General features: G+C 38.4%; 27 protein-coding genes and 2 pseudogenes. 18 read left to right on the plus strand and 11 right to left on the minus strand.

The window, feature by feature from the left end; genetic code table 11:
- Window positions 1-11 precede the first annotated feature (11 nt).
- The 3 genes and pseudogenes from AKG34_RS03205 to AKG34_RS28590 all read left to right on the plus strand — a co-directional run.
- Entirely contained in the window at window positions 12-1310 is a 1299-nt protein-coding gene (locus AKG34_RS03205) for an arsenical efflux pump membrane protein ArsB (RefSeq protein ID WP_053344751.1), read from the plus strand.
- A gap of 33 nt (window positions 1311-1343) precedes the next feature.
- The gene (arsC, locus tag AKG34_RS03210) at window positions 1344-1763 is read left to right on the plus strand and encodes an arsenate reductase (thioredoxin) (protein WP_053344752.1); all 420 of its coding nucleotides are present in this window, start codon (window positions 1344-1346) and stop codon (window positions 1761-1763) included.
- A gap of 88 nt (window positions 1764-1851) precedes the next feature.
- Window positions 1852-1970: pseudogene (locus AKG34_RS28590) on the plus strand (arsenic metallochaperone ArsD family protein); the annotation flags it as partial.
- Between the two features lie 87 nt (window positions 1971-2057).
- Here AKG34_RS28590 and AKG34_RS03215 read toward each other — a convergent pair.
- Window positions 2058-2813 (minus strand): SurA N-terminal domain-containing protein, encoded by a 756-nt coding sequence (locus AKG34_RS03215; RefSeq protein ID WP_053344753.1) that lies wholly within the window; start codon window positions 2811-2813, stop codon window positions 2058-2060.
- 535 nt (window positions 2814-3348) lie between these two features.
- Between AKG34_RS03215 and AKG34_RS28595 the strand changes: the two genes are divergently transcribed.
- From AKG34_RS28595 to AKG34_RS03230, 4 genes are all read left to right on the plus strand, one after another.
- On the plus strand, window positions 3349-3852 hold the full coding sequence (locus tag AKG34_RS28595) for a protoglobin domain-containing protein (protein ID WP_236694866.1): 504 nt from the start codon (window positions 3349-3351) through the stop codon (window positions 3850-3852).
- Complete coding sequence (locus AKG34_RS03220; RefSeq protein WP_236694867.1) at window positions 3836-4615, plus strand: methyl-accepting chemotaxis protein; 780 nt, start codon at window positions 3836-3838, stop codon at window positions 4613-4615. The genes AKG34_RS28595 and AKG34_RS03220 overlap by 17 nt, the downstream gene beginning before the upstream one ends.
- A 19-nt stretch (window positions 4616-4634) precedes the next feature.
- Complete coding sequence (locus AKG34_RS03225; protein WP_152952236.1) at window positions 4635-5645, plus strand: HD domain-containing phosphohydrolase; 1011 nt, start codon at window positions 4635-4637, stop codon at window positions 5643-5645.
- A gap of 706 nt (window positions 5646-6351) precedes the next feature.
- Window positions 6352-7557: a metallophosphoesterase family protein gene (locus tag AKG34_RS03230; protein ID WP_053344754.1), complete on the plus strand. Its 1206-nt coding sequence runs from the start codon at window positions 6352-6354 to the stop codon at window positions 7555-7557.
- Window positions 7558-7923: 366 nt separating this feature from the next.
- Here AKG34_RS03230 and AKG34_RS03235 read toward each other — a convergent pair whose 3' ends face one another.
- The 3 genes from AKG34_RS03235 to AKG34_RS03245 are packed head-to-tail and all read right to left on the minus strand — an operon-like array spanning window position 7924 to window position 10527.
- Entirely contained in the window at window positions 7924-8484 is a 561-nt protein-coding gene (locus AKG34_RS03235; protein ID WP_053344755.1) for a TVP38/TMEM64 family protein, read from the minus strand.
- A complete protein-coding gene (locus AKG34_RS03240) occupies window positions 8481-9158 on the minus strand; it encodes a response regulator transcription factor (protein WP_053344756.1) in 678 nt (225 codons plus the stop codon). The genes AKG34_RS03235 and AKG34_RS03240 overlap by 4 nt, the downstream gene beginning before the upstream one ends.
- Window positions 9136-10527, minus strand: coding sequence for a HAMP domain-containing sensor histidine kinase (locus tag AKG34_RS03245; RefSeq protein ID WP_236694868.1), 1392 nt, complete (start codon window positions 10525-10527; stop codon window positions 9136-9138). Before AKG34_RS03245 ends, AKG34_RS03240 begins: the two co-directional genes overlap by 23 nt.
- A gap of 896 nt (window positions 10528-11423) precedes the next feature.
- Between AKG34_RS03245 and AKG34_RS03250 the strand changes: the two genes are divergently transcribed.
- On the plus strand, window positions 11424-11900 hold the full coding sequence (locus AKG34_RS03250; protein ID WP_053344757.1) for a chromate efflux transcriptional regulator ChrS: 477 nt from the start codon (window positions 11424-11426) through the stop codon (window positions 11898-11900).
- Between the two features lie 35 nt (window positions 11901-11935).
- Here the strand turns inward: AKG34_RS03250 and AKG34_RS03255 are convergent, their stop codons facing one another.
- From AKG34_RS03255 to tnpB, 3 genes are all read right to left on the minus strand, one after another.
- On the minus strand, window positions 11936-12490 hold the full coding sequence (locus tag AKG34_RS03255; RefSeq protein WP_053344758.1) for a chromate efflux transporter ChrA: 555 nt from the start codon (window positions 12488-12490) through the stop codon (window positions 11936-11938).
- Entirely contained in the window at window positions 12490-13077 is a 588-nt protein-coding gene (locus tag AKG34_RS03260; RefSeq protein WP_053344759.1) for a chromate efflux transporter ChrB, read from the minus strand. The genes AKG34_RS03255 and AKG34_RS03260 overlap by 1 nt, the downstream gene beginning before the upstream one ends.
- A gap of 429 nt (window positions 13078-13506) precedes the next feature.
- Window positions 13507-14712 (minus strand): IS200/IS605 family element RNA-guided endonuclease TnpB, encoded by a 1206-nt coding sequence (gene tnpB / locus AKG34_RS03265; protein ID WP_053347968.1) that lies wholly within the window; start codon window positions 14710-14712, stop codon window positions 13507-13509.
- Window positions 14713-14869: 157 nt separating this feature from the next.
- Between tnpB and AKG34_RS26495 the strand changes: the two are divergent.
- Window positions 14870-15028 (plus strand): annotated as a pseudogene (locus AKG34_RS26495) (gamma-glutamyltransferase); the annotation flags it as partial.
- Between the two features lie 100 nt (window positions 15029-15128).
- Here AKG34_RS26495 and AKG34_RS03270 read toward each other — a convergent pair.
- A complete protein-coding gene (locus AKG34_RS03270) occupies window positions 15129-15968 on the minus strand; it encodes a hypothetical protein (protein ID WP_053347969.1) in 840 nt (279 codons plus the stop codon).
- A 218-nt stretch (window positions 15969-16186) separates the two neighbouring features.
- Here AKG34_RS03270 and AKG34_RS03275 point away from each other — a divergent pair, with 218 nt between their 5' ends.
- Together AKG34_RS03275 and AKG34_RS03280 are read left to right on the plus strand one after the other, a co-directional pair.
- On the plus strand, window positions 16187-17449 hold the full coding sequence (locus AKG34_RS03275; RefSeq protein ID WP_053344760.1) for a pyridoxal-phosphate-dependent aminotransferase family protein: 1263 nt from the start codon (window positions 16187-16189) through the stop codon (window positions 17447-17449).
- 27 nt (window positions 17450-17476) lie between these two features.
- The gene (locus tag AKG34_RS03280; protein ID WP_053344761.1) at window positions 17477-17770 is read left to right on the plus strand and encodes a hypothetical protein; all 294 of its coding nucleotides are present in this window, start codon (window positions 17477-17479) and stop codon (window positions 17768-17770) included.
- A gap of 175 nt (window positions 17771-17945) precedes the next feature.
- Here AKG34_RS03280 and AKG34_RS03285 read toward each other — a convergent pair whose 3' ends face one another.
- From AKG34_RS03285 to AKG34_RS03295, 3 genes are read right to left on the minus strand one after another with little or no spacing between them, the layout of a single operon-like run.
- Window positions 17946-18395 carry a PaaI family thioesterase gene (locus tag AKG34_RS03285; protein ID WP_053344762.1) on the minus strand — a complete coding sequence of 150 codons (450 nt, stop codon included), beginning with the start codon at window positions 18393-18395 and terminating at the stop codon, window positions 17946-17948.
- A gap of 16 nt (window positions 18396-18411) precedes the next feature.
- Window positions 18412-19962, minus strand: coding sequence for a solute symporter family protein (locus AKG34_RS03290; protein WP_053344763.1), 1551 nt, complete (start codon window positions 19960-19962; stop codon window positions 18412-18414).
- The gene (locus tag AKG34_RS03295) at window positions 19959-20312 is read right to left on the minus strand and encodes a DUF485 domain-containing protein (protein WP_053344764.1); all 354 of its coding nucleotides are present in this window, start codon (window positions 20310-20312) and stop codon (window positions 19959-19961) included. Before AKG34_RS03295 ends, AKG34_RS03290 begins: the two co-directional genes overlap by 4 nt.
- 281 nt (window positions 20313-20593) lie before the next feature.
- On the opposite strand from AKG34_RS03295, the gene paaK reads away from it, so the two are divergent.
- From paaK to paaD, 7 genes are all read left to right on the plus strand, one after another.
- Entirely contained in the window at window positions 20594-21922 is a 1329-nt protein-coding gene (gene paaK / locus AKG34_RS03300; protein ID WP_053344765.1) for a phenylacetate--CoA ligase PaaK, read from the plus strand.
- Window positions 21923-21945: 23 nt separating this feature from the next.
- A complete protein-coding gene (locus AKG34_RS03305) occupies window positions 21946-22962 on the plus strand; it encodes an NAD(P)/FAD-dependent oxidoreductase (RefSeq protein WP_053344766.1) in 1017 nt (338 codons plus the stop codon).
- 19 nt (window positions 22963-22981) lie between these two features.
- Window positions 22982-23221 carry a ferredoxin gene (locus tag AKG34_RS03310; protein WP_053344767.1) on the plus strand — a complete coding sequence of 80 codons (240 nt, stop codon included), beginning with the start codon at window positions 22982-22984 and terminating at the stop codon, window positions 23219-23221.
- A 128-nt stretch (window positions 23222-23349) separates the two neighbouring features.
- Window positions 23350-24306: a 1,2-phenylacetyl-CoA epoxidase subunit PaaA gene (gene paaA, locus AKG34_RS03315; protein WP_053344768.1), complete on the plus strand. Its 957-nt coding sequence runs from the start codon at window positions 23350-23352 to the stop codon at window positions 24304-24306.
- Between the two features lie 18 nt (window positions 24307-24324).
- Complete coding sequence (paaB, locus tag AKG34_RS03320; RefSeq protein WP_053344769.1) at window positions 24325-24684, plus strand: 1,2-phenylacetyl-CoA epoxidase subunit PaaB; 360 nt, start codon at window positions 24325-24327, stop codon at window positions 24682-24684.
- On the plus strand, window positions 24674-25477 hold the full coding sequence (gene paaC / locus AKG34_RS03325) for a 1,2-phenylacetyl-CoA epoxidase subunit PaaC (protein ID WP_053344770.1): 804 nt from the start codon (window positions 24674-24676) through the stop codon (window positions 25475-25477). The genes paaB and paaC overlap by 11 nt, the downstream gene beginning before the upstream one ends.
- Before the next feature lie 26 nt (window positions 25478-25503).
- A complete protein-coding gene (paaD, locus tag AKG34_RS03330; protein WP_053344771.1) occupies window positions 25504-26001 on the plus strand; it encodes a 1,2-phenylacetyl-CoA epoxidase subunit PaaD in 498 nt (165 codons plus the stop codon).
- Window positions 26002-26010: the final 9 nt, after the last annotated feature.

The raw sequence follows: 26010 nt of genomic DNA on the forward strand, positions 1-26010 counted from the left end.
GGAGAACATCAGTGGGTTCTGTTTTATTAGCTAGTATCATCTTTTTGCTGACGTTGACACTCGTCATCTGGCAACCCAAAGGATTGTCAATCGGATGGTCAGCATGCGGGGGTGCGGTACTTGCCTTACTAGTTGGGGTTGTTGACTTCAATGATGTAATTGCCGTTACGGGTATTGTATGGAACGCGACGTTGGCATTCATTGCTATTATTATTATTTCTTTGATTTTAGATGAAATTGGTTTCTTTGAATGGGCAGCTCTACATATGGCTAGAGCGGCTAAGGGAAATGGAGTAAGGATGTTTGTGTATGTGAGCATTCTGGGAGCCCTAGTCGCTGCGTTCTTCGCAAATGATGGAGCCGCTCTCATCTTAACTCCGATTGTTTTGGCAATGGTTCGAAACTTGAAGTTGGAAGAGAAAATGATCTTCCCATTTATCATCGCGAGTGGGTTTATTGCGGACACTACATCCTTACCGCTTGTGGTAAGTAATTTGGTCAACATTGTTTCTGCGGACTTTTTTGATATCGGGTTTATTGAGTTCGCCTCTAGAATGATCGTTCCCAACCTGTTTTCATTAGCAGCAAGCATCCTGGTATTATATTTGTATTTCAGAAAGAGCATTCCGAAGAATTATGATATAGCTCAATTAAAGATGCCAGTCGATGCCATTCGGGATGTAAAAATGTTTCGCCTGTCTGGGATTGTTTTAGGTGTCCTGTTGGTAGGCTATTTTATCAGTGAATTTTTCAACATTCCTGTATCCATCATTGCAGGTGTTATCGCCATTTTCTTCTTGTTTATGGCAAGACGAAGTCCAGCTGTTAATACCAAGACCGTTGTAAAAGGCGCACCATGGGCGATTGTGTTCTTCTCCATTGGAATGTATGTCGTGGTGTATGGATTGAGAAACGTTGGATTGACGAACATTTTAGCTGATCTTATCCAAGTGACGGCCGATCAAGGATTATTCGCTGCTACTGTCGGGATGGGCTTCATTGCCGCCATTCTCTCATCGCTTATGAATAACATGCCGACGGTCATGATAGACGCTCTTGCAATTGATAGTACCAATACAACAGGTGCGATTAGGGAAGCCCTTATTTATGCAAATGTCATAGGTTCGGACTTAGGACCGAAAATTACACCGATTGGTTCTTTGGCTACATTATTGTGGCTACATGTCCTTTCATTAAAAGGCGTGAAAATCTCATGGGGAACCTACTTTAAAACGGGAATCATCTTAACCATCCCAACATTGTTCATCACATTAGTTGGCTTATATATATGGTTGCTCATTATTCATTAAACACATACTTTACTTTAAAAGGAGAGGTACAATATGGCTAAAAAAACCCTTTACTTTTTATGTACAGGTAACTCTTGCAGAAGCCAAATGGCAGAGGCATGGGGCAAGAAATATTTAGGAAACGAATGGGAAGTGCTTAGTGCAGGAATTGAAGCCCATGGGTTAAATCCAAATGCCGTAAAGGCAATGAATGAAGTTGGAGTGGATATTTCCAATCAGTCATCAGATATCATCGACACTGACATTTTAAATAATGCAGATTTTGTTGTGACTTTATGTGGTGATGCAGCAGACAAATGTCCAATGACGCCACGGCATGTTAAACGTGAACACTGGGGCTTTGATGACCCAGCTAAAGCGGAAGGAACAGATGAAGAAAAATGGGCTACTTTCCAACGTGTTCGTGATGAAATCGGAGCAAGAATTGAACGTTTCTCTAAAACAGGCGTATAAATAACATTGAAAAGCCGCGAGTGATCTCTTGGCTTTCGTTTTATCCATAGCATAAGTAAATGATTATATATTGAGGGGAGATGAGCTAGTGATGAAAGTTGAAAACTTTGATCCGTCAATGTGTTGTTCAACTCCACCGGTGTTTGCGGGCGAAGTATTGATCCTGAATTAACAAGGGTGGCTATAAGTGCCTTCAACAGAGAAAATACATATACCGAAACACTCGACTCTACTTAAGACATAAGCATTAAGTTTCAATACAAAGAGCTGCCAATTCGGCAGCTCTCTTCTTAATTAAATTTTAATATTAACTTTTGCATCTTTTTGAAGCTCTTCCACATGTTTCACAAGCTTTTCTTGTTTCTTTTGTTGCTCTAGTTGCTTCTGGATTTGCGGCTTCATTTTTTCAAGTTTCTGTGCCTCTTGCCCACTTGCCTTCGCTTGCTCCTTAACCTGGTCGTAATACTTTTCAATTTCTTCATCTGTTGCTTCTTCTACTTTAATCTCTTTATCAACGTACTTCGTATACGGAATATTTTCAGCGATCTGAGTTTTCAACTTTTCCAAATTCAACCCCTCTTGTTTCATCGCTTCATTAAATTTCTCATCATTCTCGAATCGGCCTTTCATTTCTGCAAGTTGCTTTTCGATTTCATCCTTGGAGGCTGTGTAGCCCTTTTTATCAGCTGCTTGAAGCAGCAGTCTTTGCCCCACTAAAGAATTGATCGTTTGCTCTTTAATTTGTTCGGCTACTTTCTTCGAGGTTGGGTCTTGTCCCAATTGTTGCATCTGCATTTGTGTCGTAGACAGCAAGCTATTATATTCCGCACCTGAAATTTTCTCGTCATTGACGATGGCCACCGTTTTCTTTTCATCTACCTTTTGCTTGTCTAGTTCTTTCTGCAATTCTTCCATCTGTTTTTGCTGATCCTCAGTTGTTTTAGCCGTCTCTTTCTCGTCATTTTTTTTACCAGCTTCATCGTTCGAACCACAAGCTGTTAAAACAACTGCCAATAATCCAATAACGATAGGGTACAATAGTTTCTTCATATTCGGTCTCCTCTCGTATTCGAAACTAAAAAATCATCTAATGCGCATTATAAAGGAATTTCCCTTTAAAACACAATATAATCATTCTTTTTTCCAGAAAACAGGAAGATAGTTTAGGCATTACCTCATTTAAAAGGTGAAACTTTCTAGGAAACTGAATCCATTTACCCTTCATAGATTCAATAAGCTGAAAAGAGATAGTAAGGCCGGCATACACGAACAAAAGGGAAAGTATTTCGATCCATCCATAGCGGAGACTTTCATAGACTATTTTTTATGAGCAAAGATCTGATTGTTTAACAAGATACATATAGAAACGCCTGGGATTGTATTTAAGTAGTTGATAAAAGGTTTCATATCCTACTTAATAATGAAACGTTTTAATTAGCTATTTCAGAATTATTATTTGATAGAACAGAAAACTTTGTGAAAATCCCTTGAATTGTCATATATATGGATATAAGTAACTACTGTATCTAAGTTTTATATGGTATTATATACCTGGTAATTAGAATGTAGTTCAGGAGGAAATTCATTGTTTTTGAAGAGATTCAATTCACAAAAAGAAAGCATAGTTAACATAGCAGGGAATGCTAAATTGGATATACCTAGGGGGACGGAGATTGAAAATCAAGTGCAAATGATTGGCCTAACTAAAGAGGATCTTCGAATCATGAACCGTTTACAGCCCATTGTCATTGAGAAAATTGATGATATCGTAAGTGAATTTTATAAAAATTTAGAAAATGAACCTTCCTTATTAACCATCATCCATGATAAGAGCTCGATTGATCGATTAAGAAAAACCCTTAAAAAACATATTTCCGAGATGTTTGATGGTGTTATTGATCAGACCTATTTCGAAAAAAGGATACGGATTGCCCAGATTCATGTCAAAATCGGACTTAAAACAAAATGGTATATGTGTGCCTTTCAGGATCTTCTCCTTTCTCTTACCACTATCATTGAAGAACACATAGAAGATCGAGTGGAAGCTTTTCTAGCTGTAAAGGCTGTAACTAATGCTGGAAGCGTATGATTCTGAAACGGAAAGATTGAGAGAACAAGAAGAAGAACAAAAAAAATGGATGAAGGAACGTGTGGCAAATTCTTCAGAAAACCTCGCGGCCATCTCCGAAGAGACTAATGCATCCTTCCAACAATTAAGGGTTCAGTCCCATGAAATCGTTACACTTGCAAACAAAGGGACTGCCTTATCAGTGCTTGCAGAAAAACGAGCTGGAAAAGGGAAAAATCAGCTAAGCAAACAAAATGATACGATGGTGAATATCCATCAATCGGTCAATGATATATCAGGTGATGTAGAGGTCTTGCTCGAAATTTCGAATAGGATGCAGGTCATTGTGAATATAGTAACAAGCATTGCCGAACAAACAAATTTATTAGCTCTAAATGCGGCAATTGAAGCAGCACGAGCGGGTGACGCTGGAAAAGGTTTTGCTGTTGTAGCTGGAGAAGTTCGTAAGCTTTCCGAAGAAACTAAAAAGTCAGTAACAAACGTATCCACTTTAATCATAGAGACGAACGCTCAAGCTGGAAAATTAACACACTCTCTAGAAAACATTAGGGAGGCTGTAAAAGACGGTAATGAAAGCATGAAAGAAACGGAAAATCATTTTGAACAAATACTAAGAACGATGGGTGAAACGAAATTCCAAAATGACAAGATTGAAAATGAATTAGTTTCCTTTGTGAATGTGGTGAATGAATTAAGTCAAGCATTTGAAGAAGTAACTTTATCTGCCGATAGCCTTACCATGATTACACAAGAAATGAAGTAATTTGATGGAGGTATAGACATTGAAAGTTAAATCAAGTGTGCCACTTGAATTGGTGGGGTATTTAAAGCTGGCGGATGCCGTCATCATTACGGATCACCATCATCGCATCGTTGATATTAATGCGTATTATGAGCAAACCACAGGGTATTCAAGAGACAACATCATTGGATTCAAGGCTGGATTTTTAAAGTCAGGGTTAACACCTACGTGTACCTACAAGTCCCTTAAAAGAGAATTAAGGAAGGGGAATCCTTGGTCAGGAGTCTTCACCAATCGAAAGAAATCAGGAGATATTTGGCATTCTTCGATTACAATCACTCCGATTCATATAGAGAATCATCTGTATTTTGTTGGGGTTTTTCGCGAATTGGAGCAATTGAAAGAAGGGATTTATCTTTCGGAAAACAAAAGAGTCGAGAACCAGAGAGAATTGTTAAAGGTCCTTGCTATTTCATGCGAAATCCGAGATCCTGGCATCGAAGAGCATTTATTGAGAGTACAAATCTTAACCGAGAATCTGGTTTTGGCACATAATCGACGAAAACATTTAGAACTATCTAAAAGCTATATTAACCATATTGCTCATGCAAGTATTTTACATGACATCGGGAAAGCGGAGATTCCTGAAGGGATTTTATATAAACCAGGTCCCTTATCTCCATACGAACGGAAAATCATTGAGATGCACCCATTAATGGGTGCTGATATTTTGAATAAGATTTCAAGGGAAATAAATCATGAGATGATCAGCAGTCTGGAAGTGGCTGAAAACATCATCACCTACCATCATGAAAAATGGGATGGAACGGGATATCCACATCGTTTGAAAGGGGAAGATATTCCATTAGAAGCTAGAATCGTAGCCATTGTGGATGTGTTCGATGCATTGATCAGCAGAAGACCTTATAAAGATTCATGGCCAGTGGAGCGAGCGTTATCTTACATACACGAACAAAAGGGAAAGCATTTCGATCCATCCATAGCGGAGACTTTCTTAGACTATTTTAAGAGCAATGATCTGATTGTATAACAAGATACATATAGAAATACCTGGGATTGTATGTAACAGAAAAGGTATTAATCGGAAGGGGGCTGCTGAGAAATCGGCAGTTTTTTTGTTTTTTTTGTAGTGGCTCTATAAAAGAGTAGCGATTCTACACCTAAGAAATAGAAATACTAGTTATGCTTGATACCAAAGTTACCTCTCGATCAACTTCTTTCTTATAAAAATCCAGCAACTATTTCAGATGAAGAATTGAAATCTATTATGGAATATGTCACTGGTGTTGGTCCAAACTTTAATAAAATAGACGAAAAATGTGAAAATGGTTAGAAAACATGAACTTCAAATCCAACATCTATTAACGTATTCATCGATGAATAAGTAGAGATTTAGAAAGGAGTTTTTGATATCTCACACATTCCTTCTTCTATTGTTTTCTTTACTTACCTTTTATATAAGGTTAATACTCTACTAATAGTTTCACCTTATTATGAAGTAAGAACTGAACTTTATAGGGTGATCTTCAATAAAATGTAAGCTTGTAATACTATAAATATCCAATCCAGTTTTTTTGCGATGAAAAACAGGGAGACTTTGTTTATAGTAATGGTTTTTTGAATTGGAACTACATAGTTTTTCTTCACGTATTTATTGTAATCCCTATATGCTCACCATTGAAGTCGATAGCTTTATCCCTATAAAACAGTTACTAGAAGAGAATGGGAGATTTATTATGAAGAATCAAGAACCACATGAAGGGTTGGATAGACGGAATTTTATTAAGGTAGGAGGAATGAGTACACTTGCCTTAACACTTGGGTTCTCTGGACTTTCAGGTGATTTATTTAGCACCACAGCACTCGCTGAAGAAAAAGATGACATTTCTCTACAATTTAATCGTAATGGAAAATTAAAAATCGTTCAATTTAATGATACACAAGATGATGAACGTATTGATCGTAGAACATTACAGCTTATGGAGAAAGTGCTTGATACAGAAAAACCTGATTTTGTTGTGCTTAATGGAGACAATATTACGGGTGGATGCGATACACCTATGGAGATGAAGCAAGCCATTAACAATGTTGCACAACCTATGGAACAAAGAGGAATCAAGTGGGCTATTACCTTTGGAAATCATGATGAAGATTCTACCCCGAAGGGCGGTCTTGATGAGGAAGACATGCTCAAAATCTATCTTTCTTATAAATACAATATGAACAAGCCTACTGTCGAAGGTATTACTGGGACAGGTAATATGAATTTACTTATAAAGGATTCAAAAGGAAAAAAGGCAGCTTTCAACCTTTGGCTACTTGACAGTGGAAGATATGCACCAAAAACCATAGCGGGTCAAGATTTCCAAGGATATCCTACGTGGGACTGGCTTCGTTTTAATCAAGTGAATTGGTATTATGAGACGTCTAAGAAGTTAGAGAGAAAATGGCGAAAAAAAATTCCTTCACTCGCTTTCATCCATATTCCTCTTTGGGAACACAGGTTTATGTGGTATGCGAGCGTAGACCAAAGAACAGACTCTAATCATGAGATTGCCGTTAAAAAGCATAATATAGTAGGAGAAAGAAATGAAGAAGAGTGTATGGGGCCAATCAACGGGGGACTGTTCTCAGCGATGCTGGAGAGAGGCGATGTCAAGGGCGTTTTTTGCGGTCATGATCATATAAACACTTACGTAGGTAATTATTACGGAATCCTGCTTGGGTATGCGGGCAGTACCGGGTTCGGTGCTTATGGTCTGCCGGGAGCTGAAAGGAACAGACTACGGGGCGCCAGAGTATTTAATCTAGATGAAAATACAGCTGAGGTTCTAGTAGAAACGCATATGGTATTCGCGAAGGACTATGGCATTGACTTGACAGCTAATGATCAGAGTATTGATCCTGTGCCTCTAGAAAACAACAAGAAAATTAAAGGGTAAAGCGGTTTTAAAGAGTTAAGTGCATTTACTTGATTTTGGACAGAATTGTCCCATTAAACAACTTCTTCCAATTGATTGTTCAATAAAGGAGTAATTCTATAATTTATATTTATCAAGCTGAAAATTACTAGACAATCGGGCGCTTATCTAGAATAACGAAATTATTAATTTATCTTTGTCAAATCATAATCTTGTAATACTACAAAAAAGGATAGATAAAGCTGATTAAGTTCTGTTTTATCTATCCTTCATTTTACCTTTTAAAAAGTGACATTATTTATTACTTCTTTTTTATCAAAACATTTCATCATAACCTTGACTTTTAATGGAAATATCAGGTTTTTTCCGTTTACATGGTCCCCTTCATTACATTTCTTTATTCTTACCTCTTTTAAAGTAAGACAAGACTACGATGATCAAAATCAATAATATTAAAATATTCCTTACAGCCTCCGATGCCTGCAACACTTGGGTCACTGAATAGGCCTCGATAAGGAGGGCGGGCAGTTTTCCAATAGATGTAGCGATGAAGAAGATTATTACACTCGTCTTACTTATTGCTGCTGTAAGATTAATTACGCCGGAAGGTATAAAAGGAAGGAGTCTAAGCATTAGGATCATCCAAAATGCACGCCATCCTTGTGAGTTTTGTAGTTGTTTTAACCATCGGTTCTTCAAGAATTTCGGTTTGAAAGATTGAAGGCCTTTTCGATATAACCAAAAGCTAATTACTGCTCCTGCAATTTCTCCAATGTAAGATAGAATTAATCCCTTTTCAAAACCAAACACAGTGATATTGGCGGCAGTGATAAACACACTTGGAATAAACCCAAGTACACTAATTAAAATGTTTAATAATACACTTACGGCAATAGAAAATGGGCCACTTGATAATAATGCTGCAGAAATGATCTCTATATCAATCAAACAGAACTCCATTTATAACCGATACCCCAAACTGTTTTCAAATGTTGGTCTACTGGAAAATCGACATGGCGCAATTTCTCTCGAATATTTCGGATATGAGAATCGATGGTCCGATCTTCTGTATCCGTTTTGAATCCCCATATGGTCGATAGCAGATGATCTCTAGAGTACACTTTGTTAGGGTATTTTAGAAGTAACCCTAACATAGAGAACTCTTTTGGTGTTAACGGGATGGCCTTAAATTGATAATGCGCTTCATAAGCAGATTCATTTAAAGTTATTCCGTTAAATTTTACATATCCCGCTGGATGATTGCGTACCCGTCGCGTCACAGCTTCGATTCTAGCAAGTAAAACTTCTTCATTAAAAGGTTTAGTCACATAATCGTCGGCTCCCTTTTTTAATCCTTTTACCATTTCTTCTGCCGCATCACGAGCGGTGAGCATGATAATGGGAACATCAGAAAACGCTCGGATTTTTTCACACGTTTCCCATCCATCCATTTCAGGCATCATCACATCTAGAATGACCAAGTCAGCCTGATTGTCCCTTAAGAACAAAAGCGCTTCATGTCCAGAGTTCTTCTTCATGCATGTATAGCCGTGAGGTGAAAGATATAATTCTATAAGATCAAGCATTCTCTTTTCATCATCAACTAGAACTACTGTCTTCATTTTTTTTCTCCTTAAATATGATAGTGAAGCACGTACCTTGCTCTATACTACTTTTAACTGAAATGGTTCCTCCTTGAACTTCCACTAATTGCTTAACAATAGAGAGCCCTAAACCAAATCCGCCAGTAGCTCTCGCGCGTGATTTCTCAACACGGTATAAACGATCAAAAACATGGGGGATGTCTGCTCTCGGAATTCCTACTCCTTGATCTATTATAGAGATGGAAATACTTCCAATTGATTCAGTGGCTTTGATAGTAGTGACCGTATATTCATTCGAGTACTTTAGCGCATTGTCCAGTAGGTTAAGAAGAACTTGTTCAAAACGGGAAGGATCAATATCCATAAATAAATTATCCTTACACTCCAGGTTTAATTGTATATTTTTATTCGTAAAAGCAGGTAACACTTTTTCATAAACGGATTGCAGGAATGAAGAGAGAGGGACGGTTTCTTTTGAAATCGTAAATGTATTAACATCCATTCTTGCAATATTGAATAGTTCATCTAATAAACTGTTTAGTCGCTTTGATTCTTCATGGATGATCTCTAAGTATTGTGTTCTTTCTAGTATATCTAAATCTTTTCGCCGTGCAATATCAGCATAGCCCTTAATATACGTTAGTGGTGTGCGGAGTTCATGAGAGATACTTGCCAAAAATTCATTACGTTCCTTTTTTAAATAGTTTAACTCATTAGCCAAGCTTTGAATGGACTGTGCAAGTTCCCCTAATTCATCTTTTGAACGTACAGGTACAGATACAGAAAAATTCCCTTTGCTTAATTTGGTCGTTGCTTCTTTCATCGTAATAAGAGGTCTAGTCAAGGCTTTTGATAGAAAATAAATGGTTATAAGCATAAAGAAAAGGAGCAATAAAGTAGCAAAGAGAAAATGTTTGTTCAATTGAGAGATTAAATCTTCAACATCTCCGGTATTTTTGAACATATAGACATAGCCTTCATTTACTTTATCGCTGTTAAATGGTGTAACGGTGGCTATATATCTTTCTTCCTTCCAACTTGATTGGATGATTAGACCTTTTCTTGGTACTTGGGAGAGGTCCTTTTTTAAGATTTTCTTCATTCCGCTATTAACCTTTTCAGACGATAATAGGATATCGCCTTTTGTATTCGTAATCACAACATCTGTATCGGTATGTGATTCCATCAGGCCGATGTGATGAAGAGTTGAATTGTCATAAGAGATTTCTAACACGTCACGATGACTATTGCCACGTGACTTTAGTGATTCTAATTCTTGATTGATACGAGAATGAACTACTTTATTGTGTAAATAAATCATGGAAACAGTTTCAATTAAGAAAATGCATACAAACATCCATAAACCTAATTTAAATGAGATTTTCACGTGGATTCACCTTCTTATTTATTGAGAACAGTGTATCGAAAAAGTATGAAGAAAGTATGCAGATTTTTATATACTTTATCCCATTACAAAGTTAAATAAAGTAGAAATTAACATTCGCTGAGACATAGTTACTTAAATAACGATAATCTGAAGTGTAAATAGTTGCAAGGGGAACCATAAGATCTCCATACAGGATAGGGTTGGAAAATAAAACTGCGAGAAAATCGGGAAATAATATTTTAGTCTATACAAAATGTTTTGCGTAAAGGAAACATTTTATTGTGATTGAATAGAATGTAAAAAAGGAGCTGATTCATATGTGTTGTACAAACCGTACGCAAAGAAAAATAATGGTTTATTCCGCTTTATTTAAAAAAATGGGTATTCTCAATGAAGAGGAATACAAAAATATCGCGAAAACTTTTCAAACAAAGGATTGAGCATTGGGTATTCATAAGTTTTTATTCCACGTTGAACAGGTTGTAAAACCCCCACCTTTAATTTTCAAATAAGGCGGGGGACAGCCTGTAAAAATCCACATTTGTTTTTAGATTGATGTAAATTACATACTTATTGAAAAGGGTCTGCCAAAATTGGGAGCATTTTTGCTGTATATTGATTGTATGAAAACTATTTTGCTTAAGAAATAGTTTGAAGGAGTTGCTTGTGTTGCTGACATCATTAAAGTTGGAATTATTCTAACCGTGCAAACGTTATTTATTACCCTTATGGTTTGGCTATTAATCATTCATTAAGAAAACTGCCGAGGAATCGGCAGTTTTTTTGTGAATCGGAAATCGGTGTTTTAAATTGATGAGGAAAAGGCAAGTTTTGTTGTGATCCTATGGTGTTCTCTGCGATAATGAAATAAAGAAATCGAAAAGGAGTTACATAGGATGGCAGAGGACTTTAAGATTCCCAGCTTGAAAGTTGATGAGATCGATAAAAAAATCATTTCGATTTTACATGAAGATGCACGAATTTCATATACGGACTTAGCAAAGAAAGTGGAGCTTTCTAGAGTAGCGGTTCAAATGAGAATTAATCATCTTGTTGAAAACGGTGTGATTGAAAGGTTTACTGCGGTAATTAATCCAGCTAAGGTCGGTATTCAGGTTTCTGCGTTTTTTAATGTTGAGGTCGAGCCTAAATATTTGGAATCGGTGGCCAATCAACTAGAGAATGAACCAGCAGTGACGAGTTTGTATCATATGACTGGTCCAAGCAAGCTTCATATGCATGGGATCTTTACTGATAATCAAGAGATGGAACGCTTTCTTAATGAAAAGTTGTATGCGGTCAAGGGGGTTGTGAGCGTTGATTGCCAAATTCTCATTAAACGTTATAAGAGCCGGATGGGAATGAAACTTTAATATAATAAAATCCACCATTTGGTGGATTTTATTATTTATGTGAGAGGGATGATAAAACCGCCGTATGCAAAGGCAAGAATGATCACGAATGCTGGGTGAATTTTGAACTTGCCTAAAGCTAAGAAGGCCAATCCTGCGATGATAAAGGAATGGATGTAACCGATGGACCCGACAGCATCAGCGGCCATATTCCAGGTAAGCAATAGCATCATGATGGCAATCACAGGCTGCACAAGTAAGGACATGCCTTTTACAATGGGAGATTGCTTGTATTTTTGCAGGATTTTCAATAAATAAATTAAGGCTACTGCGGAAGGGATGATGGTACCAGCTAATGCAGCGAAAAATCCTGGCCAGCCATACACATCATATCCGACATATGCGGCAATTTTGGTGGCAATCGGTCCTGGAAGGGAATTGCCTAGCGCGAGCATTTGGGAGAACTCGGTATTATTAAGCCAGCCATAACGGGTGACGATTTGATCGTACATAAGCGGAATCGAAGCTGGTCCCCCGCCATAGCCGAGCATATTGGCTATGAAAAAAGCTAGAAAAACAGCTACACCAATAGGGATGATAATAAGACCCATTACGCGGATTCCTCCTTCTTATCAATCTTCTTATTTTTCAATCTATTTTTTAATTTAAAATGAAAAGCTCCATATGAAAGGAATATCATAATTACTATACCAGGATGCAGGGTTAGGACTTGGAGAAGTAAAAAAGAAATAGCAAAAAAGACGATACCGAGCACCTTTCCTAAACCTTTTACTGCCTTTTCGCCAAACTCATAAGCCATTTGACCGAGCATGACGGCTACAACTGGCATAACGGCAGCAATCATATTACTAATTATTGCTGAATTACTTAGAACATTAATGAAGGCAATCAAGAATACCATTGCCAAGCCTGAAGGTAAAATATGTGCTGCAACACTTACAAAGGCACCCGGCCATCCTTTTATTTTATAGCCAAGATACGCTGCCATCTTTGTGGCAATCGGTCCTGGGAGTGTATTGGCTATTGCCAATGTTTCCCCAAATTCATCATCGTCAAGCCATTGATAACGGGAAACAGCTTCGTGACGGATGAGAGGAATTACAGAGGGTCCCCCGCCGAATCCTAAAATCCCCGTTCGCATCATCCCAACCGTTAATTCCCTATATGGATTTTTCACAAAGATTCCTCCTTTGTTTTAAAATTTAGAATTCATTTCCATGATTATGTATTTATAATAACAAAACTAGTTTCGAAATGTACATATAATTTTAATAATAATTACGAAATGAATGATTTTTTTGTATTTAATAAGATAATAGAAGATATAAATGAAAAAATATTATCTTTTTGTCTGGGAAAGGCGAATTTAAATTACGTATGAAGAAGAAACAAGTTATAATACAATTATGGTTTATTTTTTGAGAATTCAAATAAATAAAAAGGGAGAACTTATATGACTAAATCCATAATTGGACGAAAAGTATGGTGGTAAGCCCTCATTATCTAGCATCGATGGCAGGAATTGAACTACCCACCACTTATCGACCTTACGGTCTGATTGAAGTGGGGGATTCCTAAGAACATTAGCCTATCGGCCAATTTTTAATTAGGCTACTCCCGTAGTTCCTACGGTTAGAAGCCTTATGGCTTCATTCATTAGATTGAGTCCTGCGTTAATATCTCGATCGTGGTGAGTAGAACAAAAAGGACAATCCCATTCACGAAGATTCAGATGTTTAACGTCTTTATTTTGGTAACCGCAGCTAGAACACAATTGGCTAGAAGCAAACGTTTTAGATACGGTCACGATTTGTTTACCATACCATTTTGCTTTGTATTCCAACATTCTTTTGAATTGGTACCAAGATACTTCACTAATAGCTTTAGCTAGTTTGTGATTTTTCATCATATTCGACACTTGCAAGTCTTCCATTCCAATAACATCGTGGTTTTTGATGATTTCGGTAGAGACTTTATGTAAGTAATCCATTCGGGCATTTGAAATTTTTTCGTGTAGGATAGCCACTTTTCGTTTTTGTTTTTGATAGTTTTTGGCTTCAGCCAATGGTTTATTTTGATTCAAGGCTATTTCTTGTCGCCTTGAAAGAATCCGTTGTGCTTTGGCCAATTTCTTTTCGACCGTCCGGAAGAATTTTGGGTTTTGATAGACCGTACCATCTGAAAGAATAGCAAAGTTCTTCAAACCAACATCTACACCGCACGAACGATTCGTTTTAGGAAGTACTTGTACATTGGTTTCCGCTAAAACGGAAATGAAATATTTACCCGAAGGGTTCCGCCTGATTGTGGCATTGATGATTCGCCCTTCGACTTCGCGGCTTTTAGCAAAACGAACTAGACCGAGTTTTGGCAATTTGATTTTGCTTCCAACAATTCCAATATTTCCATTCGTATGTTTAGTCGTATAGGACTGGATATGATTCTTTTTCGATTTGAAGCGTGGTGACTTGTTTTGCTTTTTATAATATCGACTATAGGAATCTGCTAAATTTTCCACCGATTTCTGTAAGGCAATACTGTCTACTTCTTTCAGGAAAGAATACTCTTTCTTTAAAGCTGGAAGTTCTTTGATTGTTGCGTATTTATTCAGAAAAGAACCTTTCCATTCATTAGAGGGTAATTGGCCGTTCTGCTTCATTTCTTCACAGATATACCAGTAGGCATCTTTCTCCTTTTGTTTGCCTAAAAAGAAGTTATAGACAAAACGGGAGCAGCCGATCGTTTTATTGATTAGAACTAGTTGTTCTTTAGTTGGATAGATTCGAAATTTATAAGCTTTGTTTACGACCATTGGTTTCACCCCCTTATAGTTATTATTAACCATCGAACGTATGTTTGTCAAAAGATTACTTTGGCTTATGCCAACCGCCATTCATCTCCCCCTTACCGTTGGGCTCTCGCCCTTACCGTTGGGCTCTCGCCCTTCACACACTTGAAGAGGGAGTCTTCTGGCGGGAAGTGATAAATTTCTCGAAAAAGGAGGGAGTGCTTTTGATGCGGCAGTGGCAGTCAGTGCTTGCTGGGGTGTTGTTTATCCACATATGGCCAGACTTGGTGGAGATGCCTCCTGGCTGACATATGATAAGAAGGACGGGGAAATTCGTGCATTACCTTGATAAATGAACAAATTGAAAGAGCATGTTTTGAAAAGGTTTGATCAAAACATGCTCTTAATATATTCAATTGAATGATTCCTCATAAATCGTTTTAATAACATAACCAGCTATTAACTTTCTCTTCAAAATGTTGATCCTTCCAAGCAACAATTGCGCTCATTTCTCCTAACTGTGATATTTGATGTTGGAATAACATATCTCCTAAAAAGTATCCCAGTCGACTATGTCCAAATTTCCCCCCTCCATTTATAGAAAACCACTCACGATAAATTTCTTGGGGAGTACAAGTAGCAAGATCTTTTGCAAACCCCAGTTTAACATCTTGTTTATTCGCTTCTGCAAATGACAACCACTCATAACCCCCATCGTTAAAAGAAAAATAAATAGAAGGGTGCAAATCAGGTACTGTTCTCCTAGAAAAATGTGTAGCTGCTCCTTCCTGATAAAGCCAAGTAAGAGGGCTGTTCCACTGAATTTTTGTCCAGTCAATTCCTGCGTTATTTGAAATAATGTTATGTGTAGCGTGACCAAACTCGTGTGCAACAATGGTTTTTAAATGATTAGATTCTGGTGATAATTTTTCTAAAGCAAAAGTTATATTAGGTATGATTTGACGATATGTATAGGCATTAGAACCGAAGCCTCCAACTATTAAATTTACTTCAATTTGAAAGGATACTTGATATATACTAAAATATTCTTCCTCTATTTCTTTGATGATAGGTACAATGTTCTCGTGAGTTTGCTTTATGGTTGAAAAAATTTGAGGATATATTGATATTGATTGTTTATGCCTTTCTTCATTGTCTTTGCAATGATATAAAAAGTATTCTTTAAATACATCGGGATATTCATTGTAATAGTGCCTTAAAAATCTTAAAGAAGGTAGATAGTTATTTACAAAAAACGGTATGGTATCTATGATTTTCAAGTGAATTCCCCCAAAATTTAAATATCTATCACAAATAAAAAGTCTATAGATTTTAATAAAGCTTTTCCCTGTCTTTTTCTTCAAAACAAAGTGGATATCCTCTTTTTCGCTAAGCTGTCCCTTTAGCTCTATAAGAAAAAAGCCCAGATTTGGAAAGGGGAATCGATGTTGTAAGCGAAATACTATATAGATTAGCCTATTAAAGGGAGCTGAGGAAAATGGCATTTTCAGAATTACATACACCAATGAGGACAATCATGACTCCAGGTCCAGTCGAGGTGGATCCGCGTGTGCTAAGAGCGATGAGCACACCTATATTAGGGCAATTTGACCCCGCATTTACTACAATCATGAATGAAGTGATGGAAATGCTTCGGTTGGTTTTTCAAACGAAAAATAAGTGGGCTTTTCCAATTGATGGTACATCAAGATCCGGCAATGAAGCCATCCTTTGCAGCATCATTGAACCGGGAGATAAAGTTCTGGTTCCTATTTTCGGAAGATTTGGTCATTTGTTAGTTGAAATTTGTGAACGATATGGAGCGGAAGTTCATACGATTGAATGTTCATGGGGAGAAGTGTTTGATCCGCAAGTGGTCATTAAGGAAATCAAGAAAGTGTCCCCAAAAATAACCGCGATTGTTCATGGAGAAACTTCTACGGGGTGTATGCAGCCGTTGAAGGAAATCGGGGTGGCCTGCCGTGAATTGGATGTCTTGCTTGTGGTCGATGCGGTTGCTTCCATCGGCGGAACAGACGTAAAGGTAGATGAATGGTGTATTGATGGATTAATAGGCGGGACGCAAAAATGCTTGTCTGTTCCTTCAGGGATGGCGCCGATTACGTATAATGAGAGAATTGAAAAAATCATTCAGTCTCGTAAAAAAGTGGAACGTGGGATTGCGACAGAAGAGGACCGCCAAAAGGTCTTGAGCCACCGCCCCATCACCAGCAATTATTTCGATTTAAGTATGCTGCAGGATTATTGGGGCCCGCGCCGCTTGAATCACCATACAGAGGCAACTTCAATGATTTATGCGTTACGTGAAGGGCTGCGCCTTGTACTTGAAGAAGGTTTGGAAAAACGCTTCGCTCGTCATAAAATCCATGAATCTGCCCTCATTGCAGGGGTCAAGGCAATGGGATTAACGTTATTTGGGGATCAGGAAAACAAACTTCCGTGTGTAACTTGTATCGGAATTCCAGAAGGTATCGACGGGGAAGCGGTACGAGGTATGATGTTGAATGAATTCAGTATCGAGATCGCCTCCTCGTTTGGTCCGCTTCACGGAAAGATCTGGAGAATCGGCACCATGGGATTCAGCTGTCGGAAAGAAAACATTCTCTTTGTGCTAGCTTCCTTAGAAGCCGTTCTTTTACGCCAAGGTTTCGAAGTGAATCGAGGAGAAGCTTTACAGGCTTCGCTGGATGTATATGTAGGGAAGACAGAGAAAGTGGGTGTAGGTAGGGGTTCTATTTGATTTTTTTATTATGAAGGAGTGATGTTCATGCCAACATACGACCTTATTATCCGCAATGGTTACGTAGTTTTACCTGATGAAGTGCAGAAAGCTGATATTGCGGTTCAAAATGGAGTGATTGTTAAGGTCGGGAATCAGCTAGATAGTAAAGCTAATGAAGAGTATGAGGCGAAAGGTCAGTACATTTTTCCGGGTATGATTGATGTGCATGTCCATCTTAGTGAACCTGGTCGCGCTCATTGGGAAGGGTTTGATACAGGGTCGCAAATGATGGCTGCGGGGGAAGTGGTTAAAAGTGATGGACTCCGGAATTGTAGTTAATAACTAGTCGGAAAACTTTTGAAATCCGTACAACTGTAGCGATAGTCATTTTAAGTATTATTTTTTGAATCCAGTTATCTATTACCCTCCTATATATGTCTTGTTAAAGGCCTATCTATCAAGGAGAAAAAGCCAACCGGACAGGTCGACTGACTTGTCCGGTTTTAATAATGCTTTATTCATCTTGTTGAACAAAATAATGATTCTTCCGATATACCATCGCTTCCATGGTTGCGATTAGTTCTTTTTCATTTAGGACTTCGATTTTGTACCATGCGAGTTTGTGATTTTTCTTTATTTCTTTTGCAGTTGCAGTTAAAGTCTCACCACGTTTGCCAGCTGATATAAAGTTAACGTTGGTTGTGACGCCCACTGCTATTTTGCCGTATGAATTGCTCGCAGCTGCGAATACGTAATCCGCAAGTGAAAAGATAATTGCCCCGTGAACCGTTCCATGTGAATTGAGCATGCGGTCGTCAGGGATTAATTCAGCTTCCGCTGTGCCAGGCCCAAGTTTTGTCAGTTTCATACCGAGAAAAGATGCATATGGTTCGTCTTTTAGAACTTGCTTAATTTGATCATAATGTAATTTATGAATATCCTGATCATCTAATTGAATGGTCATGGAAATCCTCCTTTCTTCAATGGTCTTTCGCTGAGCTTATCCCAAATCCGGTATTAGATTTGAAAAGTACTTCCGGATATTTATTTTCCTCTTCTTTTGCTTTAGACAACACTGTCCCTAAATATGCACCAATAAAACCAAGTGGCACGGTGAAAATGGTCGGGTTGCTCATTGTGAAGAGAGGATTTCCTGTGAAAATACCCATTCCAGGTTCCGGATTCCATACATTTGGGCTGAGCATAACTAATATAAGAGAACTGAGTAACCCGAATAACATGCCGGTGATCGCTCCAGTTGCATTAAATCGTTTCCAATAAATTGTACAAAGGATAATCGGCAAGTTGGCACTTGCAGCGATACCTAATGCAAGTACAGAAAGGAAAGCGACGTTCAACGATTGTGCAAACAAGGCAAGTACAATTGATATAACAGCTACACTAACTGATGCAACACGGGCTACAAGAATTTGCTGCTTTTCAGTTATTTTTCCGTCTTTAATAATTTCTCCATAAATGTCATGTGCGAAAGCGGACGCAGACGTTAAAACAAGACCGGATACAACAGCTAAAATAGTGGCAAATGCGACGGCTGAAACGAAGGCGAACAAAAATTCACCGCCCACGGTTAATGCGAGGAGTGGTGCTGCCATGTTTCCAGCAGAGTTTGCTTCAACGATACGGTCAAATCCTACGAAAGAAGCAGCTCCGAATCCTAGGAAAATAGTCATGATAAAAAATAAGCCTATAAACCATGTGGAATAAACTACCGATTTTCTTGCAGTAGCCGCGTCCTTTACTGTAAAGAAGCGGACGAGCAGATGGGGAAGGCCAGCTGCGCCCAGGACAAGCGACATATTAAATGAAATCATGTCAAGTCCATCAGTGTATTTATTGCCTGGATTTAAAAAATTATTTCCAAGAGGTGTTGCTGTTTGAACATGGTGGAACATTTCAGAGATGTTAAAATTAAAGCGGGAAAAAACAATAAAGGTCAACACAGCGGAACCGCACAGTAAAAGAACCGCTTTGGTGATTTGCACCCAGCTTGTCGCTCTCATCCCACCGAAAATTACGTAAATTGTCATCAATACACCGACGAGAAGAACGGACAGCCCGTAATCGATGCCGAGCAACAGTTTAATTAATCCACCAGCACCAACTAGTTGTGCAATCATGTAAAAGATTGAAATGACAAGTGTGTTCGCGGCAGCTATCCCACGTACTTTTTTTGATTTGAAACGCGCTGAAATCATGTCTGCCAGCGTATATTTTCCCAAGTTACGCAGTGGTTCTGAAACAAGATACAATAAGACGAGAAATGCAACAAGGTTCCCGATGCTCATATAAAAGCCATCGAAACCAATTAGTGCGATCGCTCCTGTAATTCCTAGGAAAGAAGCAGCTGACATAAAGTCACCGGCCACGGCTAATCCATTTTGCCAGGCAGTCAATCCGCCACCTGCTGTATAAAAATCACTTGCGTTTTTCGTCTTTTTAGAAGAATAATATGTTATTGTAAGCGTTAACAAAATGATGCCTAAAAAAAGCGTAAGAGATAAAGTGCTCATTCGCCAAGCTCCTCCCGATATTTAGTTAAAATATTCTTAGCCATCTTGTCGTACTTCGCTGATTTCTTAATATAGACAATTCCTCCGATCCATACGACAGCAAATTGGAGAAGTGCGTACACCCATGCCCATGTAATATTGAGAAAAGCTTCGCCCTTTAATACAACTGTATAGGCAGCTAAAACAGGCAGGACAAAATAAAATGTAAGAAAGAATAGAGTGACTGGTACAATGAATGCTTTTTTCTTTTGAAGTAAATCTTTGAATTCTTCTGTTTCAATTAATTTACGATACTGAATCTCTCTGTCATTGCCATTAATTAAATGATCTGTTTTTACAGGCGATTCCATAATAATACCCCCTTGAAATTATAATACGATTTTAAAACGAGTGCATCTAAATGTGATATATATCAATGTAAAAGTATCATAGTCAGAAAGTTATGTAAATTTAAAATTAAATTTTTTGTTAATTTTTCTAATTTTGTTAATTTCAAAGAAAACATTATTGACAACGTATAAATGGCGTATTAATCTTAAAAATGAAACATAACAATAATTAATATTCCGTTTTTATATCGTTATGAAAAAGGGGTCGGATGAAGAACGAGCAAATAAGGGGGACTGAAACAATGTACAATCCAGAAGTTGAAACAGCTACGCGTACTGAAATGGAAAGATTACAAGTGACACGCCTTAAAAAAACGGTAAGCCATGTATATGAGAATGTACCTTATTACAGAGAGAAATTTGAAGAACTGGGTCTTAATCCAGAAGATATTCAACAGTTAAGCGATATTACAAAGCTTCCATTTACAAAAAAACAGGTTCTGCGCGATCAATATCCGTTCGGTTTATTCGCGGTTCCGATGGAAGATGTAACACGTATACATGGATCATCCGGAACAAGCGGGAAGCCGACAATTGTCGGATATACAAAAAATGATTTGGAGAACTGGGCAACTATCGTCGCGCGAGGAATTGTCGCTGCGGGAGGGCGGAAATCGGATATTTTTCATAATGCATACGGATATGGTCTGTTTACAGGCGGACTGGGTCTTCACTATGGTGCAGAGCAGTTAGGCGTTGCAACGGTTCCTATTTCAGGTGGAAACACAGATCGTCAAATTACCATTATTAATGATTTTAAACCGCGAGGCATTTGTGGTACTCCCTCTTATATTTTGAATATTGCTGAAAAGATGGAAGAGATGGGGATTGACCCAGCTGATAATGGGCTTGAGTATGGAATTTTCGGAGCTGAGCCATGGTCAGAGGAAATGAGAGCTACTCTTGAAAAGAAACTGAACTTGAAAGCGGTCGATATTTACGGTCTAAGTGAGATCATGGGGCCTGGTGTTGCTATTGAATGTCATGAAGCACAGGATGGACTTCATATCGCAGAAGATCATTTTCTTGTTGAAGTAATCAACCCAGATACGCTTGAACCCGTAGAGGACGGAGAAGATGGAGAACTTGTTTTTACTAGTTTAACAAAGGAAGCGCTACCAATTATTCGATATCGTACAGGTGATATTGCTTCCATTACTCATGAGCAGTGTAGATGCGGACGTACGACAACAAGAATGTCCCGTGTTAAAGGCAGGACGGACGATATGATCATAGTAAGAGGCGTGAATGTATTCCCATCTGAAATTGAGCGTGTGCTGTTCCAAATGGAGGGGATTGTTCCTCATTATCAGATTCATCTTATTAAGAAAGGTAACATGGATAGTGTTGAACTGCATATTGAAATTGAAAGCGGTTTCTATAAAGGTATAGATGGAGACTTAACACATGAAAATGTACAAAAATTAAAGAAGGCGATTCAGCACCATATGAAATCCACATGTCTTGTAACAATGGATATTGTTGTTAACATCCCAAAAAGCATTCCGCGTTCAGAGGGAAAAGCCATTCGTGTTGTTGACAAGCGGAAAGATGCTGTGATTAATGCATAACTTGATGGAAAGGAAGAAATCAGATGAACCAGCAAAGTAATGTAGTCGATGTCACGATTATTGGCGGCGGACCAGTTGGGCTTTTTACAGCATTTTATAGTGGCATGAGACAAATGTCTGTCAAGATCATAGAAAGTTTGCCACAGCTAGGAGGTCAGTTATCTGCATTATATCCAGAAAAGTATATTTATGATGTTGCAGGATTTCCAAAAGTGCGGGCACAGGAACTAGTTAATAATTTAAAAGAACAAATGAAAGCGTTTAAACAAGAGGTCTGCTTAGAGCAGGCGGTTGAAACAATTGAAAAGCAGGAAGATGGTATTTTTAAGATAACAACAAATAAAGAAGTTCATTTTTCAAGAACAATCATTATTACAGCGGGTAATGGTGCATTTCAGCCGAGGAAACTAAAAATTAGTACGGAAGAAAAATTTGAGGGGAAAAACCTTCATTATTTTGTGGATAACCTAAATTCGTTTACGGAAAAGGATGTTGTGGTCTTTGGTGGTGGAGATTCAGCAGTTGATTGGGCCTTAATGCTGGAGCCTATCGCTAATAACGTAACCATTGCGCACCGACGTGAAAAATTCCGTGCACATGAGCATAGCGTTGAAAATTTAACGAACTCTACCGTTAATGTAATGACTCCTTATGTCCCTGTTGAATTGCGTGGTTCTGAAGAGATTGAATATGTGGTACTCGAGAATGTGAATAATGGTCAAGAATCTATACAAAAGGTAGATGCAGTCGTGGTTAACTATGGATTTATCTCATCCCTGGGACCGATTAAAGACTGGGGGCTTGAAATTGAAAAAAATGCGATTGTCGTTAATTCAAGAATGGAAACGAATATCCCGGGCATTTATGCCGCGGGTGATATTTGTACATACGATGGAAAAGTAAAGCTAATAGCTAGTGGATTTGGTGAAGCTCCTACTGCAATCAGCAATGCGAAAGTATACATTGATCCATCTTCAAAAGTTCAGCCACTTCATAGTACAAGTTTAATGGAAGAGAAGAAAGAACCAATTACGAAATAAGAATAAGGGGGAAGGCATCATGGCTAAATATACAATTGTGGATCAAGATACATGCATTGCATGCGGTGCATGTGGTGCAGCAGCACCAGAAATTTTTGATTACAATGATGAAGGAATTGCATTTGTTCTTCTGGATGAAAATGAAGGAACTGCAGAAGTTGCGGAAGATTTATATGATGATCTGGATGATGCAATGGAAGGCTGCCCAACAGATTCTATCAAAGTGGAGTCGTCGCCATGTAAGGTTTTGGTTGAATAAAAGAATGGTTCAATTCCACCAAATTCCTATTATTTAGAAAAAATGACGCATTAGTCTTGCTTTTAATATAACAATAAAATATAATAACGTTATATTAACGTTATATATATTAGATAAGAGGTGTTTAGATGAACGTTCTTTTAAATGATATGGCAGAACATGAAAAGTTAGATCAATTTATTGCCAGAATCAAAGCAGGAGAAAAGATAGAAGCGGATGATTGGATGCCGGAAGATTACAGGGGCACACTCATTAAATTAATTTCAATGCATGGAATCAGTGAAATCATGGGGGCACTTCCAGAAAAAGAATGGGTACCTAAAGCCCCTACCTTGAATAGAAAACTTGGAATCATGGCAAAAGTGCAGGATGAAATGGGACATGGACAATTATTGCTTCGCGTCGCCGAGGATTTGTTAAAGCCGTACAACAAAAAAAGGGATGACTTGATGCAAGATTTGTTTACAGGAGATTTAAAGTTTCATAATGTCTTCCATATGGAATCTAAATCTTGGGGAGATGCAGGGTTGATCGGCTGGTTGGTGGATGGAGCAGCTATTATTTCCCAAACGAACATGCTTGGTGCTTCATACGGTCCTTATGCTCGTGCTTTACACAGGATTTGTGCGGAAGAAGTTTTTCATGCCCAGCATGGTGAAGCGATAATCATGGCTTTGGCAGAAGGAACGGAAGAACAAAGAAAAATGGTTCAAGACTCCATAGATTATTGGTGGGAATCACTGTTACTCTTCTTTGGACCTCCTAGTAAGAATGAAGTTGGCTCTTCCAAACAAGATGTAACGATTAAATACAGAATCAGAACAAGCACGAATGAAGAACTTCGCCAAGCCTTTTTTTCTAAATATGTGAAGCGGATCCTTTCACTTGGCTATACCATTCCTGATGAAACACTTCGATTTGATAAAGATACTGAAACGTGGATTTATCAACAACCCGATTGGGGGAAATTGAAGATAATAGCAAGGAATGAAGGTCCCCGTTCACAGCAGCGCTTAAATCTTAGAAGGATTTCTTATGAAAATAATAAATGGGTGCGCGAAGCGTTAGCCCCAAAGGTCATCTAAGGGAGGGGGAAGAACGATATGGAAACTAGACAAGAAACGTACTTTGAAGAATTTGAAGTATTTAGCCGTAAAACTCAGACTTCACCAGTCCAATATCATTTTAGCCTGCTGGCCCCTAATGAGGATATCGCGATCATGATGGCACAAGAAAATTTCATGAGACGTGAAGCGGTTGATGATATCTGGGTTGTGAAAAGACAGAATATACGGAAAATGACGGTTGAAGAAAAGAAAACACTTCAACGTATAGATAATAAAGATTACAGGACAACAAAAGGTTATGGGTATCTAAAGAAAAAATGGCGGAAGTACGAGCAGGAAATGCTCGATGAAAAAGAGATAATGTCTTGGGCAGGAGGCGTGAAAAATGGAGAATAATTCATCATTGGAAAACACCGCAATTAAGGAATTGTTGCTTCAATTGGCGGACGATGACTTTATCCATTCATATCGTGGATCAGAGTGGCTAGGACTCGCTCCACATATCGAGGAAGATGTAGCATCTTCCTCGATAGCCCAAGATACGATGGGGCATGCAGCCATATTCTTTAAATTATTGGAAGAACTTGGTGAAGGGGATGCAGATCAGCTAGCCCACGATCGTCCCGCGAAAGAACGTCGTAATGCGATAATTTTGGAAGTGGTCAATGGTCCTGGAAACTATATGGAAGACCCGGATTATGATTGGGCTTTTGCGGTAGTACGAAATTATTTATATACCCAAGCTAAAGCGATTAAGATTCAATCCCTTCATTCAAGTTCATATGAGCCGCTGGCTGAAGTAGCCCAAAAGGTACAGATGGAACTTTACTATCATTTGATGCACTGGAAAACATGGTTCATCCAATTGCTGGGTTCAGGTCACGAAGAAGCAGTTTCACGAATGAAAGCAGCTATTGAGAAAACGTTACAGGATTTTCAAGGAGTATTTTCACTTGGTCATTATCGAGTTGAAATGGTGAAGCAGGGTTTGATAGAAGATGAAGCGGTTTTATTGAATAAGTGGATTCAGGAAGTCACACCTGTTTTTGAAAGTGTAGGGGTGGCGTGCTCTATTAAAGTCGGAATGGTCAAAGGCGATGGACGCACTGGTCAGCATACAGAAGATTTAGAAAAAGCGCTAGAAACGTTAAGCGAAGTATACGCAAGCGATAAAACAGCAACTTGGTGAAATATTAGAAAAAGGGGAGGGGTACTATGTCGACCGTAATGTTAAACACAGAAGAAATATATAAACTCCTGGAAGACGTTAAAGATCCCGAAATCGATACAGTCAGTATTCTGGATTTAGGGATGGTTGAGAATGTGACGGTTTCGGGGCCGGACGTTTCAGTGAAAATGCTTCCAACTTTTCTAGGATGTCCCGCACTGTCCATCATTCAGAAAAATGTGGAGACAGCCATTAAACAGCTGACTGCCGTTAGAAATGTAAGTGTGGAATTTCTACGTTCCCCTTCCTGGACATCTGACCGGATTACGGAAAAGGGGAAAGCGGGATTAAAGGTTTTTGGGATCTCCCCTCCTCCTCGACAAATGAAAAAAGATGGATCATGGCATATAGATTGCCCGTATTGTGAATCTACCTATGTCACGATGGAAAACATATTCGGCCCAACAGCTTGCCGTAGTATCTTATATTGCAAAGCATGTAAAAATCCGTTCGAAGCGATGAAACCTATGATAAAAACTATCTAAATATGGAGG

It is taken from the genome of Peribacillus butanolivorans (assembly GCF_001273755.1).
Classification (GTDB): Bacteria; Bacillota; Bacilli; order Bacillales; family DSM-1321; genus Peribacillus; species Peribacillus butanolivorans.

Coding starts and splice junctions, on each gene's coding strand:
- arsC (WP_053344752.1), top strand. CDS start 1,344: ATGGCTAAAAAAACCCTTTACTTTTTATGTACAGGTAACTCTTGCAGA.
- AKG34_RS03215 (WP_053344753.1), bottom strand. CDS start 2,813: ATGAAGAAACTATTGTACCCTATCGTTATTGGATTATTGGCAGTTGTT.
- AKG34_RS03220 (WP_236694867.1), top strand. CDS start 3,836: ATGCTGGAAGCGTATGATTCTGAAACGGAAAGATTGAGAGAACAAGAA.
- AKG34_RS03230 (WP_053344754.1), top strand. CDS start 6,352: ATGAAGAATCAAGAACCACATGAAGGGTTGGATAGACGGAATTTTATT.
- AKG34_RS03240 (WP_053344756.1), bottom strand. CDS start 9,158: ATGAAGACAGTAGTTCTAGTTGATGATGAAAAGAGAATGCTTGATCTT.
- AKG34_RS03250 (WP_053344757.1), top strand. CDS start 11,424: ATGGCAGAGGACTTTAAGATTCCCAGCTTGAAAGTTGATGAGATCGAT.
- AKG34_RS03255 (WP_053344758.1), bottom strand. CDS start 12,490: ATGGGTCTTATTATCATCCCTATTGGTGTAGCTGTTTTTCTAGCTTTT.
- tnpB (WP_053347968.1), bottom strand. CDS start 14,712: ATGGTCGTAAACAAAGCTTATAAATTTCGAATCTATCCAACTAAAGAA.
- AKG34_RS03275 (WP_053344760.1), top strand. CDS start 16,187: ATGGCATTTTCAGAATTACATACACCAATGAGGACAATCATGACTCCA.
- AKG34_RS03280 (WP_053344761.1), top strand. CDS start 17,477: ATGCCAACATACGACCTTATTATCCGCAATGGTTACGTAGTTTTACCT.
- AKG34_RS03285 (WP_053344762.1), bottom strand. CDS start 18,395: ATGACCATTCAATTAGATGATCAGGATATTCATAAATTACATTATGAT.
- AKG34_RS03290 (WP_053344763.1), bottom strand. CDS start 19,962: ATGAGCACTTTATCTCTTACGCTTTTTTTAGGCATCATTTTGTTAACG.
- AKG34_RS03295 (WP_053344764.1), bottom strand. CDS start 20,312: ATGGAATCGCCTGTAAAAACAGATCATTTAATTAATGGCAATGACAGA.
- paaK (WP_053344765.1), top strand. CDS start 20,594: ATGTACAATCCAGAAGTTGAAACAGCTACGCGTACTGAAATGGAAAGA.
- AKG34_RS03305 (WP_053344766.1), top strand. CDS start 21,946: ATGAACCAGCAAAGTAATGTAGTCGATGTCACGATTATTGGCGGCGGA.
- AKG34_RS03310 (WP_053344767.1), top strand. CDS start 22,982: ATGGCTAAATATACAATTGTGGATCAAGATACATGCATTGCATGCGGT.
- paaA (WP_053344768.1), top strand. CDS start 23,350: ATGAACGTTCTTTTAAATGATATGGCAGAACATGAAAAGTTAGATCAA.
- paaB (WP_053344769.1), top strand. CDS start 24,325: ATGGAAACTAGACAAGAAACGTACTTTGAAGAATTTGAAGTATTTAGC.
- paaC (WP_053344770.1), top strand. CDS start 24,674: ATGGAGAATAATTCATCATTGGAAAACACCGCAATTAAGGAATTGTTG.
- paaD (WP_053344771.1), top strand. CDS start 25,504: ATGTCGACCGTAATGTTAAACACAGAAGAAATATATAAACTCCTGGAA.